This is a genomic window from Ruminococcus bicirculans (ex Wegman et al. 2014), from assembly GCF_000723465.1.
Lineage (GTDB): Bacteria > Bacillota > Clostridia > Oscillospirales > Ruminococcaceae > Hominimerdicola > Hominimerdicola aceti.
In genome coordinates, this window is the sequence record NZ_HF545616.1 from 1699166 (window position 1) to 1716950 (window position 17785).

The window sequence follows — 17785 nt, forward strand, 5'->3', positions numbered from 1 at the left end:
AACATGAGCAGTTTAGGTAATTTCGTAAAGAGATTACGGGATATTATGAGAAACGATGCAGGTATCAACGGTGATGCACAGCGTATCGAGCAGATCGCTTGGCTGCTGTTTCTCAAGGTTTACGACACAAAGGAAGAAGATTGGGAATTTGATGATGATGCCTATGAGTCTATTATCCCCGAAGATTGCCGTTGGCGTAATTGGGCGGTAGATGACGGCAAGGGTACAGCTTTGACAGGTGATGATCTGCTTGATTTCGTCAATAATACGCTGTTTCCCACGCTGAAAGGCATACAAGTTTCCAAGACTACACCTATCAATAAGGCTATCGTCAAGACAACATTTGAGGACACCAACAACTACATGAAGGACGGTGTTTTGCTCCGACAGGTGGTCAATGTCATTGATGAGCTTGACCTCACCAATTATGAGGAAAGCCACGCATTTGGCGATATTTATGAGTCTATCCTGAAAGAGTTGCAAAGTGCAGGCTCTGCCGGTGAGTTTTACACGCCCCGTGCTGTGACTGACTTCATGGCACAGATGATAAAGCCTGTAATCGGTGAAAAGATGGCTGATTTTGCCTGCGGTACGGGCGGATTTATCATCAGTTGGCTCAAAGCCCTTGAATCACAGAAAAAGACTGTTGAGGACAGAGCGGCGTTTGATACCTCGGTTTACGGTATTGAAAAGAAGCAGTTCCCGTATATGCTTTGTGTCACAAACCTTCTGCTCCATGATATTGACACACCGAGAGTATATCATGATAATTCGCTGTTAAAGGATGTTCTTGACTATACGGAGGACGATCAGTTTGATGTGGTTCTGATGAATCCACCATACGGCGGCAGCGAGAAAACGGAAGTCAAGAATCATTTTCCGTCTGATCTCGCAAGCAGTGAGACTGCTGACCTGTTCATGTCGGTCATTATGTACCGCCTGAAGCAGAACGGCAGAGCTGCGGTCATTCTCCCTGACGGTTTCCTGTTTGGTACGGATAACGCAAAGGTCGCTATCAAGAAAAAGCTGATGAGCGAGTTCAATCTGCACACTGTCATTCGTATGCCGCACAGCGTTTTTGCTCCGTACACCTCTATTACTACAAATATCCTGTTCTTTGACAGGACAGGCTCGACGAAGGAAACATGGTTCTATCGTCTGGATATGCCCGACGGATACAAGAACTTCTCCAAGACCAAGCCTATGAAGCTCGAACACTTTGCTCCTGCTGTTGAGTGGTGGAGCGACCGACAGGAGATCACCATTGACGGCTTTGACAAGGCGAAGAAGTACACAGTTGAGGAGCTTGCGGAGAGAAGCTATAATATTGACCTCTGCGGTTTCCCTCATGAGGAAGAAGAAATACTCCCTCCGAGAGAGCTGATCCAGCAGTATCAGGAGAAGCGTGCAAGCCTGAATGCGGATATTGACCGTATTTTGGAGCAGATCACGGGTATTCTCGGTATCAGCGATATGGAGGACTTGACATGACAGCACAGCAGCTAAAAAACTCCATACTCCAAATGGCAGTGCAGGGCAAGCTCGTTCCGCAAGATCCCAGCGATGAGCCTGCAAGTGTACTGTTAGAGCGTATCAGAGCTGAAAAACAGGAACTTATAAAACAGGGAAAAATCAAGAAAAACAAGAATGAATCCGTCATCATTACAAGGGATAAAATTCCTTATGAGATCATCGACGGAAAAGAGCGGTGTATCGCCGATGAAGTGCCGTTTGAGATTCCGGATAGTTGGTGCTGGTGTAGGCTGGGAACGATATTTCAGCATAACACAGGCAAGACTCTTAATTCCTCAAATCATCAAGGAACAATGATGCAGTATATTACAACCTCTAATCTATATTGGGACAGGTTTGAATTGGATAAGCTCAGGGAAATGCTATTTACAGACAGCGAGGTAGAAAAATGCACTGTCACTAAGGGTGACTTGCTTGTTTGTGAAGGCGGAGATATAGGCAGAGCGGCAATCTGGAATTATGACTATCCTATGCGTATTCAGAATCACATACACAGATTACGCTCTTATGCTCCCGTCGAGGTTTACTTCTTCTATTATGTGTTTTATCTGTATAAAAGAGCTGGATTGATTGGCGGTAAGGGTATAGGCATACAAGGACTTTCATCAAATGCAATAGACAAGTTACTAATACCACTCCCACCTTTAGCTGAGCAAAAGAAAATAGTCGCAAAGATAGAAGAACTTATGCAATACTGCGACAAGCTATAAAAAACGGGCATACTCTCGTTTCTGAGGGTATGCCCGTTGTGTTTATGGATCACCAGTCAATTATACTGTCTACGATCTCACGCTGTTCCGTGGCGGTCTTGCGGAGATAAATGCGAGTTGTTTCAATGCTCTCATGTCCCATAAGGTCTGCGAGAAACGCTATATCATTGCAGCGATCAAGAAAGCTCTTGGCAAAGCGATGACGGAACGAGTGCGGATATACCACCTTTGTGTCAATGCCGTACTTCTCGGCAAACTTCTTCAATTCGCCCGAAATGCCCCTTGTGGTGATACGCTGTCCACGCTGATTGAGGAAGATAAAACCGCTGTCCTGCTTCTTTTCTGCAAGCCACGCAAGGGCTTCTTCCTGCAAGGACTTCGGAATGTAGATGCGGCGGAGCTTACCGCCCTTAGAGTACAAGTCGAGATAGCCGAGTCTGACGTGTTCCACCTTGATCTGGATCAACTCACTCACTCTCGCGCCCGTGGCAGCAAGAAAGCGGACCACAAAGTACCAGAACAATTCGCCGTCCTCTTTCAGACGCTTCTTGAAGTACAAGTAATCCGCTTCACTGATAACATTTTCGAGGAACGGCTTCTGCTGAACCTTTACAAAGGACAGCTTCCACTTCTCCTTGCCCACGCTTTCAAGGTAGCAGTTCATTCCACGCAGTCGGAGATTTACCGTCTGCGGTTTGAAGTGATCCACAAGCCACACCTTGTATGCCGTGAGGTTCTTCTTGGTCACGCTGCCGTACTGCTCGATGAACTGTCTCAGAGCGAACAGATAGGCAAACTTCGAGTTTTCGGACAGATTTGTCTTGTCCAAATATGCCTTAAATGTGTCAATCATATCGAAAGACCTCCTTCCGATATAATTATAACTGAATATACGATTTAAAAAAATAGGTATTATATTCGCCCTGCAACCATACCGCCATTCTCAGTTTTCTCAAACTTCATGATGAGCGGATCATCAATCTCGTATGTCTGAGTCTCCCAGTTCCATGCACAGACATACACAGCAGGAAAGGGCGAACGCAGAATCGCTTTGAAAAAAGCACCGTAACAGCCGTTTTGTGGTCCGCTGTGAAGCAAATCCATCATCACACGAAATTCATCTTCCAGGACGAAGATGAACAGGTCGGTATTGCCGCTTTTATGCTTTTCGCCCTTCTCTCGCACTTCACGCAGAATGTTTTCAGTTGAACATTCGATGATTGGAGAATCGCAATCAAACTCAGAAAGCTTTTCTCCAAAGTCCCATTTTGTAGGATCATATCCCATATGCGATTTCACGAGCTTCAAATCGCATCTGTATTGCGCCATTCCTTCCTCTGTATTGGGATAACGGTATTCATGGATTCTATCATAAACATTTCGTGCTTTCTCCATGATTTCAAGCTGTTCTGCGGTGCTTTTTCGATGAAACCGATTGATATGCGTTATGATTGCATTGTTATGTAGTGTGTGGGTTACTTCAAGAAAACGCTCTTCGTCCAGATACTTGAAATCAGGCATAGACGGACGGGAGTTGTCATCGTGATAATTGTCATCAAAAGCCACTCCTTTGCGCTCAAGGATCATTTTTGCTTCCTGTTCGCCCTGCTTCATACGCTCACCTCTGAGTTAACCTTTCAATCATGGGCATGATCTCTTCGATTTTTGCGACTATGCGGTGCTGTTCGGCAAGAGGGGGTAATGGAAAAAGCATAGGATATATCTTTTTGCCTGAAACTACAGGTTGAGCTGTAGCATTATTATTTTGCCCAAGATTCATGTATCTTAGTGTATATACTAAATATTCTCGATAAATTGAGTTTTCGGGATAAGTTGTAATAAAAGCATTATCAGTTACCCACGCTTCTTTTTCAGTAATATGTACACTTCCACAATAATAACCCACTCTACCTATTACTACAGTTTCTTTATGAACGAGACTTGCATTGTGATAACCTGTAATTCCGTTACCGCCATAGACAGGTATACTTCCCTCAATCATTTGTTTTGAAGTTAAGCCTTTTCCTGATTCAATCTGAATTATTGATCCTAGCCTACACCAGCACCAACTATCCGGAATCTCAAACGGCACTTCATCGGCGATACACCGCTCTTTTCCGTCGATGATCTCATAAGGAATTTTATCCCTTGTAATGATGACGGATTCATTCTTGTTTTTCTTGATTTTTCCCTGTTTTATAAGTTCCTGTTTTTCAGCTCTGATACGCTCTAACAGCACACTTGCAGGCTCATCATCGGGGTTCTGCGGAACGAGCTTGCCCTGCACCGCTTCTTGCAGGATAGACTTTTTCAGGGCTTCGGGGAAGGTGGTGTTGAGGGTTGTGAGGTGTTCTTCTGCCTTGCCGTATCTTTCGATGTATGGGAGGAGTTCTTCTATCTTGGCTACTATGCGGTGTTGTTCGGCAAGCGGTGGGATAGGAATAAATAACTCTTTGATCCTATCAGCTTTCAGTTCCTTTTGCTTTGTTGAGCCTTCGCCGCTTTCTTCAAGATACGGCTGGTACCATTTAAGGATATAATAAATATACTGCGATATACTTTTGCATACCCTTACTATGGTGACGTGAGAATCAGGAACTAAGGGTAAATTGTTTGGATTGTCCCTATCAGAATATAGACCAATTCTACCAAGTGTACCTGTACCAGTAGAATTGACGATAATATCTCTGTCCTGCATATATTCCTCTTGCGGATATTTGCTGATAACACTATCTGAAAGATACTTTGCAAGCGTGATATTGATTCTGCCTGTTTTTACATTACATTTCTGAGCGAATACAAGGACAGAGCCACTATCTGCATAAACAGGCGATTTTCCTCGCTTAATCTCTTTGATGGCTAAATCCGAAAGTCTGCACCACTCCCAACTCTCAGGAATCTCAAAGGGAATCTCGTCTGAAATATCCCGAATTTCCTTGCCAATCTGCTCACAGTAGGCATAAGGCAAATTATCAGAAATATATTTTGTGATTTCTTCACTGCACCATTGCCATACACACAGAAAAATGCTATAATAAGGATAACAAATATTTCAAAGATTGCATTGAAGTTGGACTAAGTTATAAATCTTCTATGTTCTGAGAATTAAGTGAAGTTACTGGATAGGTGGATCGCTGAATGTGAAGAGAATTTGATTTAACTATAAATGTAGGAAGTGGTGAAATGCTATGTGTATAAAAATCACAGAAAAAACACCTTTTGAAAACCAAGTTTATCATTATTGCAGCCTTGAAACATTTCGTCTTATTGTGGAGAACAAAGTTTTATTTATGTCAGACTATCATTATATGAATGATAGTTCAGAAGAAAAATATTTTTTAGATGTTTTTGAGACAGAAATGAAAAACTTATATGACGGTTTATCAGATGAAGAAAAAGCAAATATTGAAAGCGATGATTATATGAAAAAATATATGGCGAGGCTTTCTGAATTATATGCTAATGTGTGCTTTATTTGTTGTTTTTCAAATATACGAGATGATTTAAACCCGTGGCGTGCTTATGGTGATGATGGTAAAGGTATATGTATAGGATTTGATAAATCATTTTTTGAAGGGTTGGTAAAAGAGGGATTTTTCGCTGAAAATGTAACTTATAAGGCAAAGGAAGAATTACACTCTTTTATTTCAGAAAAATTGATTTCAATAAAAAATGAGCATAGTTTGATAACAGACTCAGTTGAATTTACTCGTGAAGTAAAAAGTCAAATAGGGCTTAAAAGAGCTAAAGTAAAAAATCCTGCTTTTTTAGCGGAAAATGAATTTCGAATTGGTTTATATGATTCATTAAGTGATGATGCTATAAAGCAATATGTATTTGATGATATACATATTGGAGCAACGGGCTTGAAACAATATATGGGAAATATATATTATTTAGAAAATAATATAAAAATCTCTCCTGTTGATTATAGAACAAATAAAAATCGATTAATCCCTTACAGGAAACTTGAATTAGGCTCAGAACTATTTAAGGCCATAAAATCGGTGACTATAGGACCATTGTGTCAAGCCTCGCCTGAGGAACTTGCTAAATTTCTTGTATGCAAATGTGATAATTGTTTTTGTGGAATTGATACAATATACAAATCTACATTAACCTACGTTTAACAGCCATTTATAAAGATTTTTGTACTCCCGTATCAATTTATAAGCCATTGCCTCATTTTATACGGCTTTTATTAGACTTTTATAAGACAAATTACAATTTTATAAGAATTTAATCTTGACAAATTCTAATAAAATCAGTATAATTATATTATGGAGGCGATAAAATGCTGGATAATGAACTTGTAGATATGGTGAAACAAATACAGCTTGTTTGCAGCGAGAGCAACAAGATAGAGATAAAAGCGGCAAATAAGGGCTGCCCTAAGGTGCGTGATTCGCTATCCTCTTTTTCAAATCAGTCGGGCGGAGGCGTTATTATTTTCGGCGTAGATGAAAATGACGGGTACGAGGTCTGCGGAGTTTATGATGCCGCTGACCTTATGAAAAAGGTCGAGGCGCAGTGTCAGGAAATGACGCCTGTGATAAGACCGCTGTTTTCCGTTGCATCTATCGACGGCAAAACTGTCGTATCTGCCGAGATACAAGAGATAGATAATGCTGACAAACCCTGCTTTTACAGCGGTGTAGGCAGGCTGAAAGGCTCATATGTCAGGTCGGGCGACGCTGACAGACTTATGACGGAATATGAGGTTTACAGCTATGAGGCTTTCAAAAAAAGCATTCACGACGAGCTGAGAACTTGCGAAAGAGCCTTTGAAAAGGACATTCAGACCAACACATTCAAGCTCTATTTTGACCTGCTGAAAAGCAAAAAGCCCAATCTTGCCGAGCTCTCAAATGAGGAAATATGCCGTCTGCAAGGTTTTACTGATGAGGGCAAACCGACTTTGGCAGGGATAATGCTTTTCTCAAACTACCCACAGGCGTTTTTTCCGCAGCTTTGCATAACGGCTGTGTCTGTGCCCGGAACTGAGATAAGCAGTACGGCAAGCGTCGGCGAACGTTTTATAGACAATCAGCGAATAGACGGAACACTTGTGCAGATGCTGAATGATGCTTTGGTGTTCGTGCGCAAAAATATGAAAACTGCGACTATCATAGACCCGAACACGGGCAAGCGAACGGACAAGACGGAATATCCTGTAATTGCTATAAGAGAGCTTATCCTGAACGCTCTTATCCACAGAGATTACAGTATCCACACGGACACGACGCCTATAACCATAAAGATGTTCAGCGACCGTTTTGAGATAGAAAATCCCGGCGGACTTTACGGCAGAATGACCCTTGACAGATTGGGAAAAGTGTCTGCCGACACAAGAAACCCTAAGATAGCGGGTGCTATGGAGATACTCGGTGAAACGGAGAACAGATACAGCGGCATACCCACGATAATAAATGCAATGGAAGAAAGTGGTCTGCCTGCACCGAAATTCGAGAGCGACAGAGGCGTATTCAAGGTGACGTTGTACAACAGCGCCGCCGAAAGCGTGCCGATAGATGACATTGAAACTGAGATACTTGAATTCTGTAAAACGCCGAGAAGCAGGAATGAGATAGCGGAGTTTTTCAATGGCAGAATGACGATCGCTTACGTTATGGAAAGGTACGTCAAGCCAATGATAGCAAGCGGCAGGCTTATTATGACGATACCTGAGAAGCCGAAGAGTAAGTATCAAAAGTTTTTGGCGAGGTGAGTGGAAAGGTAGAGTGGATAATTATGAATGGAAATACAAATCGGAAGTTGTGGAGGAGAATATGAAATGAAAATCTATGATATTTCTCAAGAGGTTTTCGGCTGTCAGGTATATCCAGGCGACCCGACACCGAAAAAAGGGTGATTTCTTCAATGGAAAAAGGCGATTTGTATAACCTGACGGCTTTTAGTATGTGCGCTCACAACGGCACGCATATAGATGCGCCGTTTCATTTTATCAAAGACGGAAAAACTGTAGATTCCGTAAGTTTAGATACATTTATAGGAATGGCTTATGTTGCAGAATATAATGGAATCGTTTCTGCCGATGATGCCACGGAAATACTTGAAAAAGCGAAAAAAACAGAATTCAGAAGCGGCAAAGAGAATTCTTATCAAGGGAGATGCAGAGGTCTCTGCGGAAGCAGCTAAAGTGTTTACTGAATCAAACATTTTACTGCTTGGTAATGAATCTCAAACTGTCGGTCCTGAAAATGCTCCGATGGAAGTACACCTTATCCTATTAGGAGCTGGCACTGTATTGCTTGAAGGGATACGTTTAGCAGAAGTTTCAGAGGGCGTTTATTTCTTAAACGCAGCACCATTAAATCTATCAGGTGCGGACGGTTCGCCTTGCAGAGCTATACTGATCGCTGCTGAAAGATAAATTCCAACTTATAGATGTACAACAAAATTATTATCAACATAACAGCCACACCTCGTGCCGATTTGACAGCACGGGGTGTGGCTTGTTTTTTATGCGATCCTGCTTGCTTTCCCTGCAGAAAAATGGTATAATGAGAATAACAAAATTTTTCAAGAAGGCAAACTGTATGGGCGTATACGTCCGTTTCGCTTGTGAATAATAGCTATAAGGAGATGGTGTTGTGCTTAGAATATTTTTTGGAAAACACCCTAAAGAAATATACAATACTGAGGTCTATTATGCAAATCAGTATGATAAAATGTGGGTCATGGAACCATTTGCAAAAAAGATCATTAAGGATATTGATGACTCAACTGTAATTGGCCCTGATCTTATAGAAAACGATATTTTTGGCAAATTTAATTCAACGGAATTGTCAGCGGGCGTTAAGACTCTTTTGCTGATATATAATCAGCCTAAAAAGATCTTCAATATTTCAAATTGCGGAGATAACTGCTCAAAGTATCTGCTTGAAATGGCTGAAAACAAGGATATTACGGTATCATTGCATCATTTGATGGACTTTGGAAAGTCTTTTTCTGTGAAAATAATAAATGAAGGGAAAAGAAAAGTGATTACAGACCCAATTGAATATTTGATGCTTGCAGATAGATATCTGAGGGGTGAAGAAAATGAGGGGTAAAATAAAAATACAAATAAAAAACAGGCACATAACGTTTAATTTTACTCTTGAGAGAAATGTAACGATATTGACAGGGGACAGTGGCACTGGAAAAACGAAACTCATCAATATGGTGAGAAACTATTCCGAACTTGATGAACAAAGTGGTGTAATTTTAAAGTGCAGTAAACCTTGCCTTGTATTGTCAAATGCTAATTGGGAAACCATTCTTGAAAATACCCACGAGAGCATTGTTTTTGTTGAAGAAAGTACACCATTTCTATCTTCTTATGAGTTTGCAAAAGCGATTCAGGGTTCTGATAATTATTATGTTCTTGTAACAAGAGAGCCGTTGGCGCAAATTCCATACAGTATAGATGCTATCAGGAAGATCCATAAAAATGGTGCAAAACCGAAGTTCGAGAAGATATATAAGAACATTTCAAAAAATGATATATCAGCATTTCCGTATGATATTGTAATCGTTGAAGACAGCAGGTCGGGTCTTCAGTTTTTTAAGAAAGCAACTGAAGATCACGATCTCGAATGTATCAGTTCTAACGGAAAGAGCGGAATTGTAAAATTACTGGAACAGCATAAAGGTAAGCGTATTCTTGTAATAGCCGACGCTGCGGCACTTGGTTCAGAAATCAAAGAGCTTATGTATTTAAGATCTGTATCAAATAATAAGATCGACCTCTTTTTGCCGGAGAGTTTTGAATGGCTTATTCTTCGCTCGGCGATTTTTGACCGTAACGATAATGTTCAAGAGATTTTGGCTGACCCGGCAGAACATATAGATTGTGAAAAGTATTTCAGTTGGGAGCGTTTTTTTACTGCATTGCTGGTGGCAGAAACTAATGGCAGAGCAAATCTTGAGTATCACGAGAACAAGAGCCATATCCCTTCCGGATATTTATCCGAACAAAATATTTATTCTATTTTAAATGCAATGGAATAATAATAGACAAGCCATACTCTGTGTTGATTTGATTGCACAGGGTGTGGCTGTTATTTCGATTCAGCTTGCTTTCCCCGCAGAAAAATGGTATAATAGGAATAACAAATATTTTCAAGGAGGCAGGCTGTATGGGCATCTACGTTAATCCTAATGATGTGGATTTTCAGCGTTGTTTGCAACAGGATATATACGTTGACAAAACCAATCTGACGTGAAAATTGTTTTAACTTCATAAAAACGCAAGCAGAATGTACACAAGAAATGGCAAGCACGACATTTGCGGTTTGGATACAGACAGGCTTTCTTCAGAAGATAAGGCAAGACAAATTTATCAGTGTTCCATTTTAAAAGATATGTTGCAGTTAGAGAGGTAATAAATGATTACAATATATAAACACGGTCAGATACCCAAATCAATAGAAACTGTTAAATTGAACGATGTTTATTTTAACAAATATACTGCTCAAATGCTGGATAATAGGGCAAATAGAGTAATTGAAAAAATTGACCACGCTGAATTGACCGGGCCGTATACGATTAAATCACGTTTTGACGGGACAACGCTGAACACTGATAAGCTTTCCAGTGGCTGCAAGACGGTATTGAATATAATGTACAATCCTGACAAGGTTTTTGACATCAGAGAATGTGGAGATAATGCTCTTGATATGATCTATTCTCTTGACGAAGGAAAGATCTGTTGTGATTATCCGCTTATATCATTTGATATGACACGAGTGAACGTGTATGATAAGAGTAAGAAGAAATGCAGAGAAATAGATGATTATGAAGAATTGAAGGAGTGGTGGAGCGGTGAAGATTAAACCGATCGTGATGCAAGAGATCCATACTACCCACACCTCGTTCATCGTTGATCTGCATCTCGATTACAACGTTACTTTTATCACAGGCGACTCAGGAGTTGGCAAATCCGCTCTTTATTCTTTTATTGAAGAACTGTCTGCAAATGATAAAAGAATAAGATGTTTTAATTATCTTGACCAGAAAAAGAATTACAAAGCTTCGATTAAAAATTCAAAAGGCAAACTTTTTGTGATAGATAATGCAGATATTCTGCTGGACGATAAAATGAGACAGTATATTGCTTTTGATGCGCAAAACCAATATGTAATAATAGGGCGAAACCCCACTGGCTTAATGCTTGAGTTAGATGAGATCTACGAATTGTCAAGCGAGAATATCAATGGCAGAACACTATTATCATTAAAGAAAAGCTTTTAAACGATGAGTTGAAAGATAGATTCTAAAAAAGCTGTTTAATTTTTTCAGCCCAATAAAATCTAAACTGTTTTATAGTAGAATCCCACCACTCCACCATATCCACCTACGCCAATTTTACGCCAAAATGGCGTAGGTTTTGCGAGAATATATAAACTTTTGTAAAAAGCAAAAACGTCGCAAATCCAGTAAAATCAAGGGTTTGCGAGCTTTTGAAAAGATATAAAAAGGCGGTGTGGGTATTTCCCTACGATGAAGACGTTGGAGTAAACATAGTAAGATAGTTTGTTGAATTAATGGGCAATTCAGAATATGGGTTGCCCATTTTCTAAGCAGAAATATAATTAGGATTCATAGAAAAAATAAACTAAAATTTAAAGGAGAAGCACATGGGAAAGAAACAAGTTCCAACCGCATCTGAATTACGTGAGTACCTCGCAAAAGAAAGAGCATATCTAGTTGATTGTGTCAAAAACAATAAAACATTTGTAATAACAGGTCCAAAGTTTCCGGGCGAAACAATTTGGAGATCTAAGATTACATTGCCTTTGCTGGAAGCTGCCGAAGAGGTCGGCACATCAAACGAGGAAATATGGGAACTGTGCAAAAAAAGAACTCAAACGACACACGCCCCTGTTACGCTTAAAGAATATCAGCGCATGCTTCCTTTTGCACAGAAAGAAAAAACGGTCGACGCTGTATTAAAACTTTTGGAAACGTATATCCCACCTTTTGATGACAAGTATTGGACGGGTTTTGATATTGCCGGATATTATTATTGCCTTGCTCTTATTTCATTGTCCGATTATAGAAAAGAAGATTGTGAAAAACAGCTATGGACGACCATTGACCAATTCTTTAAATACGATATTGGGCTGGAGAACATCCCAGTTTTGTTAAGAAACATGACTATATTAGGGTCTTCAAGACCTGTACTGAAAAAAATGGGGGCAATCATTGAAGCAGAGATCGAAAAAAGAGCGGTAAACAAGTGACGTTCTTACGAGTTGTTTCACAATAGTGGCTTACATTTTCGTTGAAACCTACCCTTTGAGAGAGGAGAAATCCCTTTCTCAAAGGGTATTTTTATATTGTGCAGTTTGTATGAGGTTCCTTGTGTTTCATATTATCACATAAGAAACCGCAAAGACATCACCGCTCTTACTTCTCCTCAAACATCCACTCGACCGCCTTTTCAGCATACTCACTCCAAAAAATCATATCGTGGTTGCCTTTGCTTTCAAAATACTCGTGAGAAACGTTTCTGCTTTCAAGAAATTTGTGAAGATCACGGTTGTTTTCAAGCAGGAAATCTTCTGTACCGCAGCACATAAATATATCTGGGATATTTTTGCCCTCTCGCTGAAGTTCGTCTATAAGAAATTCGGGATTGTTCCTGCTGTTCAGCACCTCAGACGTTTCGCCGAAACATTCTCTGTAATATTCATAATTCGCTGTGGCATTGCCTTGCCCCTCTGACATTCCTGCGACTTCGTGTACGATAAGAGCCGAAGATAATGCCGCAACCTTGCCAAAGGTTTCTGGATATGCAAATGCTGTATGAAGCGCACCAAATCCGCCCATTGAAAGACCCATAATGTATGTTTCACTGCCGTCTTTCGCAAGTCTGAAAACTCGTCTTACATAGTCCACAAGCTCCTCGCCGACGAATTTGCAGAACTGATGACCAGTCGAGCGTCCGTCCAGCCAAAAAGAATTTTCGCCCGAGGGGATAACTACCGCAAAATTATACTTGTCCGAAAGATATTCAGGCACCCAGTTTTCTGCGTCGCCTGTAAAACCGTGCAGCAAGAAAAGCGTTTTGGTGCTGTTTTCCGAGTATTTCGTATCTGTCTGCCCCCAGTCCTGCCTTATGTCACTTGGCAGGTACATTTTAAACGTGGTATATCTCCGCAGGCAATTTGAATAAAATCTGATCGTTAAGTTTGACATAGCTTTTCCTCCTGTCTTTTATATAATTATACTACATAAAATCAGGTTTGTCTAATGGGGCAGCGAAAAAATTTTTCAATTTCCCTCACAAAATCATTTATCCCTATAAAAATAAAGATCACATCTGTCAAAGCCTCGTCCCAACGTACCTTGCCGCTTTTTCATAATATTTTTTGTCGATCATAATTCTACGCTCCTCCACATTTACAAGGTGTCTGTCTACCCCGTCTGCAACTATTTTATTCATTATATCAAAATCAAAGCCGCAAAGTCAAACCAGCAAAAAAGATGTCTGACCTTGCGGCTTTTGACCTTTATAATACAATACTAACCGAAATGTGCCCTACATATCCTCCCTCATCATATCATTCTCACTCTTTATAAACATAAGCACAAAGCATATAAGCAGCAATGCACAAGATATCCATATAAACTCATTGCCTATGTATAATGAATATGCTCCGCCTATTCCTGCACCGCAGGCAAATACGAATATCGTAAGAAAATATTGCAGCGATTTCCTAAGCAGCGACTTGTCCCCTATCCTCATGTATGCACTTATGGATTCCATTGCACTTCTCATATTTCCTATGCACATCGTGCTTGCGTATGGATAACTATTTACTTTCCTGAACGATTGCACCTGCATTGCACAGGCACATGATGAAAGTGCATTCGCAACAAAATCGTATGAACCGCCAAGCGGTATAAACCCCACAATGCAAAGCAGCACCATTTCCGTGAAAACTATTATCTGCCGCCAATGTATAAATCCCACGTCCTTGAAACGTGCGTGCAGACGCTCGGCTATGAAAATCCCCATTGCAAACGCCAGCACAGGTATAAGATAGTGCAACGCCCTGTGCCAGTTGCCTTTTGCGACATATGTGCTCATAAGCACAATGTTTCCCGTCTGTGCATTTGAAAAAACTTCACCTCGCACAAAATACGAATATGCGTCCTGCAAGCCCCCTGATATGGTCAGAAGTATCATGAGCATATTGGTTTCAGACATTTGTTTTCTTGATCGTAACATCATTTTATCATATTCCTTCATAAAAAATTAACAAGAAAAATATTTTTATGCACTTTAATTTTCTCCTTTTTCCATTATAATTATCTCAGATATATAAGTCAAATATATAATTGATATGGAAGATATAAAATATTGATATAGCAAGAAAGTGATAAAGTGAATATAAATTACGAATATTATAAGATATTTTATTATGCCGCAAAGAACCGCAGCTTTTCAAGAACGGCAAAAGTGCTGCTCACAAATCAGCCTAATATCACAAGGGTGATAAAAATACTCGAAGGAGAACTTGGCTGCACGCTTTTCAATCGAATGAAAAACGGCGTCACGCTTACCCCTGAGGGAGAGATACTTTACGAGCACATCTCAAAGGCGGTGGAACTTATTACAGAGGGCGAAGATGAGATCTCAAAAGCCAACGACCTGCAAAGCGGAACTGTCACCATAAGTGTGACGGAGACCGCACTTCACGGCGTTATGCTGCCACTTCTCAATGAGTTCCATGAAAGATATCCGGGAATAAAAATAAAGCTGCTGAACCATTCAACCCCTCAGGCACTGACTGCTCTCAAAAGCGGCATTGCAAACCTCGCTGTGGTAACAACGCCGATAAGCACAGAGGGCTCGCTGAATTTTCATAAGCTCAGAGAGTTCCGTGAACTTATCATATGCAGCACAAAGCTAAAGGATCTTGCAAAGCGAACGCTCACTCTTGAGGAACTTTGCAGCCACCCTATAATATCACTTAACCGAAACACAAGGACATATGATTTCTATTCCGACTTCTTTTTCCAGCATGGAATAGATTTTCAGCCGGATATTGAGGTCGCAACCGCCGATCAGATAATGCCGCTTGTGAAAAGCAACCTTGGCATAGGTCTTATACCTGAACCAATGGCACAAAGCGGCGATGTTTATATTCTGAAAACTGATGAAGAGCTTCCAAAGAGGAGCATCGTTCTTGCAGAAAATGCAGACAAAAAACTCAATGCCGCCGCTACAGAGATACAAAAAATGATACTGAAAAAGTGTAATATGTTTGCAAATGCTGAGATATGACATACATGAAAGGAGATAATAATATGCCTACAGTTTTGCCAAAAGAAAATGAAGTTGAACAGTTTTTTTCAAGGATAATGGCATCGGAAGGAGCTTGCGAAAGGCTCAGCAGCGTGCTTTACGATCACCTTAGCGACGACGATATGCAGACCGATCCTGACCCAAAACATCTTGTGCAGGTGCTTTTGACCGCATATACGAACGGTGATATAAGTGCACTTCTGCTGGAGCTTTGTGGAAGAAGTCTTTTCGATCTGCTGAGAGAGGCATACCTTATACCAAAGCGTTTTCACGGAAAAGCCGGAAAAAATCCTGAACTCCTTACGACCCCTGAAGGCGATGTCATTGAAGAAAAGAAAAAGCTTGTCACAAAGCATGAGTTCGAGAAATTTCGTGATGTGTACAAAAACCACAGCTGTGCACCACGTTCAAAGCTTTATCTTGCAGACGGATATGACCTTATGAGGGTCTATACCGACGGAATGAACATTAAGGAAAAGCGTGTTGACAAAAGACGTGGCGTGCTTATACTTTACGCCCTGCCTGACACTGTAAAGCTTGGACTTTCCGAGGCTCAGACCTATGATGTTATATGGAATACTTTCCACAAGATACAGCAGACTGCCCCAACTGCAATGGTCTATTACGGACAAGAAACAGGCGAAAAGGCTGGAAAATCATTTGATGAGATCGGCGTTTTACTGCCTGTTCATCAGTTTGAAAAGAAAATGCTCATGCACCTCAGCGAGATAGACGGCATTGTGCTTGCCTGCCGTGAGGAAATGATGAAAAAAGCAGGCTCAGACAGCCTTGATCTTTAAAAACGGAAGTGATACTGAATGTCACAAACTATAGTTAAGAAAAATCACATGGATATCCCATGGCACGATTTCACAGACGCCGAAAAGGACGAGCCAGTATCAAAGGCGAGCCTAAAAGAAAAAGCCTCTGTTATAGGCAGGGTGGGAATGATGTTTCTCTCCTGCGGAACGGGAGCGTGGCGTGTGAGAAGTTCCATGAACACCATGTCGGAATGTATGGGACTGACCTGCACAGCAGATATCGGGCTTATGTCCATAAACTACACCTGTTTTGACGGCGAGGCTTGCTTTTCGCAGTCTCTTTGCCTTACTAACACGGGAGTAAACAATTCAAAGCTAACACGTCTTGAAAATTTCATCAACGATTTTGTCGGCCGCTGTGATAGTTTGACTTGCGAACAGGTCCACAATGAACTTGACGATATCGAAAAGATACACGGACTTTACTCGCCGCCTGTTTTGGGCCTTGCGGCGGCACTTGCCTGCGGAGCGTTCACATTCCTGCTTGGCGGTGGACTGACCGAGATGATATGTGCATTTTTCGGCGCAGGCATTGGCAATTATGTGCGGAGCAAATTCACAAAGCACCACCTTACCCTTGTGCTTGGAATAGTTGCCTCAGTATCGGCGGCGTGCCTTTCATATGCAGGGCTGTTTGAACTTGCGAAAATACTTTTCAATATAAAAATGCAGCATGAGGCAGGCTACATATGTGCAATGCTTTTTATTATACCTGGTTTTCCGTTCATCACAAGCGGCATAGACCTTTCAAAGCTCGATATGCGTTCGGGCATCGAGCGGCTGACCTACGCCCTCATCATTATAATTGTAGCCACAATGACGGCGTGGTTAATGGCACTTATCCTGCACCTTACGCCAATGGACTTTTTGCCTCTGCACCTTACCTTATGGCAGTTCATACTGTTCAGACTTGCGGCAAGTTTCTGCGGGGTTTTCGGATTTTCCGTTATGTTCAACAGCCCTGTCAAGCTTGCAGCCTCTGCGGCAGTTATAGGTGCACTTGCAAACACTCTGAGATTGGAACTTGTTGACCTTGTTTCATTTCCTCCGGCAGCTGCTGCGTTTGTGGGGGCATTCACCGCAGGCATACTCGCCTCGCTGCTGAAAAAGTATGTGGGCTATCCGAGAATATCCATAACCGTTCCGTCCATAGTCATAATGGTTCCGGGATTATATCTTTACAAGGCTTTCTATAATTTGGGCGTCATGTCCCTTGAAACATCTGCGTCATGGCTTGCGTCTGCTCTGCTGATAATACTAGCTCTACCTTTGGGGCTTATCTTCGCTAGGATAATTACGGACAGGTCATTTAGGTGTTGTACTTAAAATCTTAGTCATAGCTAAAGCTATACTGAACCCACATAAAAAACTATATTGATATACACTTTCCTATTAAG

General features: G+C 41.1%; 19 protein-coding genes. 14 read left to right on the top strand and 5 right to left on the bottom strand.

The features are described from left to right. Positions 1-3 precede the first annotated feature (3 nt). Both RBI_RS07765 and RBI_RS07770 read left to right on the top strand, forming a co-directional pair. Positions 4-1491, top strand: a complete 1488-nt coding sequence (locus tag RBI_RS07765) for an HsdM family class I SAM-dependent methyltransferase (protein WP_038672138.1) — start codon at positions 4-6, stop codon at positions 1489-1491. Continuing rightward, the gene (locus RBI_RS07770; RefSeq protein ID WP_051706641.1) at positions 1488-2243 is read left to right on the top strand and encodes a restriction endonuclease subunit S; all 756 of its coding nucleotides are present in this window, start codon (positions 1488-1490) and stop codon (positions 2241-2243) included. The genes RBI_RS07765 and RBI_RS07770 overlap by 4 nt, the downstream gene beginning before the upstream one ends. A gap of 49 nt (positions 2244-2292) precedes the next feature. On the opposite strand, the gene RBI_RS07775 is transcribed toward RBI_RS07770, so the two are convergent. From RBI_RS07775 to RBI_RS14145, 3 genes are read right to left on the bottom strand one after another with little or no spacing between them, the layout of a single operon-like run. Continuing rightward, positions 2293-3096, bottom strand: coding sequence for a tyrosine-type recombinase/integrase (locus tag RBI_RS07775; protein ID WP_038672140.1), 804 nt, complete (start codon positions 3094-3096; stop codon positions 2293-2295). A gap of 59 nt (positions 3097-3155) precedes the next feature. Then, positions 3156-3857, bottom strand: a complete 702-nt coding sequence (locus RBI_RS14140; RefSeq protein WP_051706643.1) for a hypothetical protein — start codon at positions 3855-3857, stop codon at positions 3156-3158. A 4-nt stretch (positions 3858-3861) separates the two neighbouring features. Beyond that, a complete protein-coding gene (locus RBI_RS14145) occupies positions 3862-5211 on the bottom strand; it encodes a restriction endonuclease subunit S (RefSeq protein WP_051706645.1) in 1350 nt (449 codons plus the stop codon). Between the two features lie 220 nt (positions 5212-5431). Between RBI_RS14145 and RBI_RS07785 the strand changes: the two genes are divergently transcribed. The 9 genes from RBI_RS07785 (at position 5432) to RBI_RS07820 (ending at position 12493) form a co-directional block, all read left to right on the top strand. Then, a complete protein-coding gene (locus tag RBI_RS07785; protein ID WP_038672142.1) occupies positions 5432-6373 on the top strand; it encodes a DUF2971 domain-containing protein in 942 nt (313 codons plus the stop codon). A 164-nt stretch (positions 6374-6537) separates the two neighbouring features. Next, entirely contained in the window at positions 6538-7971 is a 1434-nt protein-coding gene (locus tag RBI_RS07790) for an ATP-binding protein (protein WP_051706647.1), read from the top strand. Positions 7972-8123: 152 nt separating this feature from the next. Then, positions 8124-8402: a cyclase family protein gene (locus RBI_RS15275; protein WP_242843632.1), complete on the top strand. Its 279-nt coding sequence runs from the start codon at positions 8124-8126 to the stop codon at positions 8400-8402. A 1-nt stretch (position 8403) separates the two neighbouring features. Further along, on the top strand, positions 8404-8637 hold the full coding sequence (locus tag RBI_RS15280; protein ID WP_242843633.1) for a hypothetical protein: 234 nt from the start codon (positions 8404-8406) through the stop codon (positions 8635-8637). A gap of 220 nt (positions 8638-8857) precedes the next feature. Then, positions 8858-9319 carry a DUF4869 domain-containing protein gene (locus RBI_RS07800; protein ID WP_022287080.1) on the top strand — a complete coding sequence of 154 codons (462 nt, stop codon included), beginning with the start codon at positions 8858-8860 and terminating at the stop codon, positions 9317-9319. Beyond that, complete coding sequence (locus RBI_RS07805) at positions 9309-10259, top strand: hypothetical protein (protein WP_038672144.1); 951 nt, start codon at positions 9309-9311, stop codon at positions 10257-10259. Before RBI_RS07800 ends, RBI_RS07805 begins: the two co-directional genes overlap by 11 nt. Before the next feature lie 377 nt (positions 10260-10636). Continuing rightward, positions 10637-11083: a DUF4869 domain-containing protein gene (locus tag RBI_RS07810; protein WP_038672146.1), complete on the top strand. Its 447-nt coding sequence runs from the start codon at positions 10637-10639 to the stop codon at positions 11081-11083. Next, on the top strand, positions 11073-11501 hold the full coding sequence (locus RBI_RS07815; RefSeq protein ID WP_038672148.1) for a hypothetical protein: 429 nt from the start codon (positions 11073-11075) through the stop codon (positions 11499-11501). The genes RBI_RS07810 and RBI_RS07815 overlap by 11 nt, the downstream gene beginning before the upstream one ends. Before the next feature lie 386 nt (positions 11502-11887). Then, the gene (locus RBI_RS07820; RefSeq protein WP_038672150.1) at positions 11888-12493 is read left to right on the top strand and encodes a hypothetical protein; all 606 of its coding nucleotides are present in this window, start codon (positions 11888-11890) and stop codon (positions 12491-12493) included. 166 nt (positions 12494-12659) lie between these two features. Here the strand turns inward: RBI_RS07820 and RBI_RS07825 are convergent, their stop codons facing one another. Beyond that, complete coding sequence (locus RBI_RS07825) at positions 12660-13451, bottom strand: alpha/beta hydrolase (protein WP_038672152.1); 792 nt, start codon at positions 13449-13451, stop codon at positions 12660-12662. A 343-nt stretch (positions 13452-13794) separates the two neighbouring features. Then, positions 13795-14490 carry a YoaK family protein gene (locus RBI_RS07830; protein WP_022288241.1) on the bottom strand — a complete coding sequence of 232 codons (696 nt, stop codon included), beginning with the start codon at positions 14488-14490 and terminating at the stop codon, positions 13795-13797. Positions 14491-14643: 153 nt separating this feature from the next. On the opposite strand from RBI_RS07830, the gene RBI_RS07835 reads away from it, so the two are divergent. Genes RBI_RS07835 through RBI_RS07845 form a run of 3 tightly spaced genes read left to right on the top strand, consistent with a single transcriptional unit; the run spans position 14644 to position 17714 of the window. Continuing rightward, positions 14644-15546: a LysR family transcriptional regulator gene (locus RBI_RS07835; RefSeq protein WP_038672155.1), complete on the top strand. Its 903-nt coding sequence runs from the start codon at positions 14644-14646 to the stop codon at positions 15544-15546. Positions 15547-15569: 23 nt separating this feature from the next. Continuing rightward, positions 15570-16367, top strand: a complete 798-nt coding sequence (locus tag RBI_RS07840; RefSeq protein WP_022288239.1) for a DUF4866 domain-containing protein — start codon at positions 15570-15572, stop codon at positions 16365-16367. Positions 16368-16385: 18 nt separating this feature from the next. Beyond that, positions 16386-17714 (top strand): threonine/serine ThrE exporter family protein, encoded by a 1329-nt coding sequence (locus RBI_RS07845; RefSeq protein ID WP_022288238.1) that lies wholly within the window; start codon positions 16386-16388, stop codon positions 17712-17714. Positions 17715-17785: the final 71 nt, after the last annotated feature.

Bases quoted from the DNA above. Each gene is read 5' to 3' on its own strand.
- RBI_RS07785 (WP_038672142.1), top strand. From the start codon at position 5,432: ATGTGTATAAAAATCACAGAAAAAACACCTTTTGAAAACCAAGTTTAT.
- RBI_RS07845 (WP_022288238.1), top strand. From the start codon at position 16,386: ATGTCACAAACTATAGTTAAGAAAAATCACATGGATATCCCATGGCAC.
- RBI_RS07775 (WP_038672140.1), bottom strand. From the start codon at position 3,096: ATGATTGACACATTTAAGGCATATTTGGACAAGACAAATCTGTCCGAA.
- RBI_RS15275 (WP_242843632.1), top strand. From the start codon at position 8,124: ATGGAAAAAGGCGATTTGTATAACCTGACGGCTTTTAGTATGTGCGCT.
- RBI_RS07805 (WP_038672144.1), top strand. From the start codon at position 9,309: ATGAGGGGTAAAATAAAAATACAAATAAAAAACAGGCACATAACGTTT.
- RBI_RS07790 (WP_051706647.1), top strand. From the start codon at position 6,538: ATGCTGGATAATGAACTTGTAGATATGGTGAAACAAATACAGCTTGTT.
- RBI_RS07830 (WP_022288241.1), bottom strand. From the start codon at position 14,490: ATGATGTTACGATCAAGAAAACAAATGTCTGAAACCAATATGCTCATG.
- RBI_RS14140 (WP_051706643.1), bottom strand. From the start codon at position 3,857: ATGAAGCAGGGCGAACAGGAAGCAAAAATGATCCTTGAGCGCAAAGGA.
- RBI_RS07840 (WP_022288239.1), top strand. From the start codon at position 15,570: ATGCCTACAGTTTTGCCAAAAGAAAATGAAGTTGAACAGTTTTTTTCA.
- RBI_RS07810 (WP_038672146.1), top strand. From the start codon at position 10,637: ATGATTACAATATATAAACACGGTCAGATACCCAAATCAATAGAAACT.
- RBI_RS07820 (WP_038672150.1), top strand. From the start codon at position 11,888: ATGGGAAAGAAACAAGTTCCAACCGCATCTGAATTACGTGAGTACCTC.
- RBI_RS07765 (WP_038672138.1), top strand. From the start codon at position 4: ATGAGCAGTTTAGGTAATTTCGTAAAGAGATTACGGGATATTATGAGA.
- RBI_RS07770 (WP_051706641.1), top strand. From the start codon at position 1,488: ATGACAGCACAGCAGCTAAAAAACTCCATACTCCAAATGGCAGTGCAG.
- RBI_RS07825 (WP_038672152.1), bottom strand. From the start codon at position 13,451: ATGTCAAACTTAACGATCAGATTTTATTCAAATTGCCTGCGGAGATAT.